The 2,222-nt window shown below is 35.0% G+C and carries 4 protein-coding genes; all 4 read left to right on the plus strand.

Annotated features, from left to right (window positions below; genetic code table 11):
* On the plus strand, window positions 1–446 hold a 446-nt coding region (locus FTV37_RS17055; protein ID WP_180064316.1), incomplete at its 5' end, for a hypothetical protein.
* Window positions 447–486: 40 nt separating this feature from the next.
* Entirely contained in the window at window positions 487–783 is a 297-nt protein-coding gene (locus FTV37_RS17060) for a BrnT family toxin (protein ID WP_180064317.1), read from the plus strand.
* Window positions 773–988, plus strand: coding sequence for a hypothetical protein (locus FTV37_RS17065; protein WP_180064318.1), 216 nt, complete (start codon window positions 773–775; stop codon window positions 986–988). Before FTV37_RS17060 ends, FTV37_RS17065 begins: the two co-directional genes overlap by 11 nt.
* A gap of 127 nt (window positions 989–1,115) precedes the next feature.
* Entirely contained in the window at window positions 1,116–1,925 is an 810-nt protein-coding gene (locus FTV37_RS17070; RefSeq protein WP_108091266.1) for a hypothetical protein, read from the plus strand.
* The last annotated feature ends 297 nt before the right edge of the window (window positions 1,926–2,222 follow it).

Raw genomic sequence — 2,222 nt, forward strand, 5'->3', positions numbered from 1 at the left:
AGAACCTAGTCAATCAGGCTGTTAAAGAGCTTCAAATCACCGAAGAACGCATTCAAAAGGTCATAGCAGGGCAAACCCATAGTACCGTATCAAAATCGCTAAATACGGGCTTACAGGAGGGTACAGCAGAGCTTATCAAGACCGCCAAAGCACTTGGACATTTAAAAAACTCGATTGAATCAACCAGTGATCAATTTTCATGGAAAATCATCACCATCATTTTAGGCATTTTCGCCATTCTGATGCTTGGCATCATTTGGTTATTCAGTGTTTATATCAAACCTTTAGAAAATATCCCTCAGATCGAGAGCTTAAGACAGCAAGGTATCCAGTTTGATATTGGAAGCTGTACTGTTGGAGAGAAATCTAAACCGTGTGTTCGTGTGATGAAAAAGCAGTGCGGATATGGAAAAAATGGCGATTTTTGTGTCATAGACCCAAAATAATAGGCATATTTTTTATTTCACGAGAGGAAAAGAGGTAATCATGCCATTAATTGAATATTACGGCTTGTTATTTGAATGGCATGACCAAAAAATGGATTTAGTCTATCGAGGGCGAGAAATTACGTTCGAGGAGGTCTGTAGTATTTTCCTTGATCCTGCATTGATCTCTTTTGATGATGTAGGACACTATGATGAACAACGACTAATATCAGTCGGTTTAAGCAATCGTGGTAGACTATTAACAGTGGTTTGGGTTGAACGTGGAGATGTTGCGAGAATAATCACTGCATTTGAACCATCACATCACCAAAAGCGGAGGTACAGCAATGCAAAATGAACTAGAACGCTATAAAAATTTTGACCCTACTAATGCGCCATTGGTTAAACCTAGCTTTGTGAAGAAATTACAGGAACGCCATGCCATAGCTCAAGCAAAGGCTTTTGATGCTGATGTAGTGACATGGTTAAGTTCACAAGATAATGAAACAAAACAACATATTAACGATATGGTTCGCCATATTATGGCATTGAAACGTGCTTGATTAGGTATGACCTCCCTTTTTTGTCTTAATGTTTGATTGATTAATTAGAAAGCTCATTTGGTATTCATACCAAATGAGCTTTTACTTTATAGTTTTTGAAGGATACGCCGTGGTTAAGGAAGTTGTTATGTTGAAACATTCAAGTTTGGAAAGAAAAGAGTTCAAGCATGAAGAACTTGCACTAATAAAAAAACTTGATTTCAACGATATTGAGATTATTAAGCCTGATAATCTTGGACAAATCTTAATTTGGACTTCTAAACTTGCTGAATATCATCATGCTCAATTTGTTGAATTTAGTCATAAGTTAGATATTGTTGATGAAATAGAAGAGCGAGAAGAGATTAACAATAAGATTAATTTTTATAGAAAAAGTAGAGTTTTAGAGAATCATATCAAGGATTTCTATCTAAAAAAGCTATTGGATCAAGGAGAAGCGACAGTAAAGGGATATATCAAACATCCGATTAAACAGGATACAAATTACGCTGTAATTTCTTATCACGGATATCATTTTGTTAGTTTTGCTACTCCAGAGATTATTGAAAAATTTCCCTTACATTTTATTGATTTTGTACAAAGTGAAACACCAAAGACATTAGCAGATATACACTCTGATGAAGCTGTACTGCTATCAACGGTTAAGAATTTTATAACGCCCTTTAAAGAACAATATAAAAAAATAAAGAGTAAAAATAAGGAGATCAAAGAACACAATACGGTCGTACATAAAATTTATATAAAAATTAAAAATAAAGAAGCAACTTTGCAAAAGCCAACAGATTCAAAGCCTAAAGAATCTAGCCCCAAATCTGATGAAAAGATTACTTTACCAGTAAAAATGAAGCAGGTAGCTATTCAGCAAAATATAGCTTCACAAGAAAAGTCAATTACTGTGATTAAGAAGCGAAAATTTGCTTTAAATAAGGATAAGTAAATTTGTAATTGTAAATTATAAAGAAAATCCCCCCTAAGCCTTGCAACTTAGAGGGGTTTTCCAGTAAATTCTACGGTACGCAGTTATTTGATGTTAACCCATCGAATAACGAAGATCATAAGGTTTGGCGACCGTTATGATTTCACCAAAGGCTTGTACCTGAACTCTATTTTCACAATAAACAGTGTTTAGATCAAGACTCAAAATGATAAGTCTTCGTTAATCCGTGTTTTAAATCATCAAATAAGCATCCTAGATCGAGCTTTGCCCGCTTCTGCGTGTCCGTTTTACGGTCGG

Origin of the sequence: Acinetobacter sp. YH16042 (assembly GCF_013417245.1) — a bacterium.
GTDB lineage: Bacteria > Pseudomonadota > Gammaproteobacteria > Pseudomonadales > Moraxellaceae > Acinetobacter > Acinetobacter amyesii.

Bases quoted from the DNA above. Each gene is read 5' to 3' on its own strand.
- FTV37_RS17060 (WP_180064317.1), top strand. From the start codon at position 487: ATGCCATTAATTGAATATTACGGCTTGTTATTTGAATGGCATGACCAA.
- FTV37_RS17065 (WP_180064318.1), top strand. From the start codon at position 773: ATGCAAAATGAACTAGAACGCTATAAAAATTTTGACCCTACTAATGCG.
- FTV37_RS17070 (WP_108091266.1), top strand. From the start codon at position 1,116: ATGTTGAAACATTCAAGTTTGGAAAGAAAAGAGTTCAAGCATGAAGAA.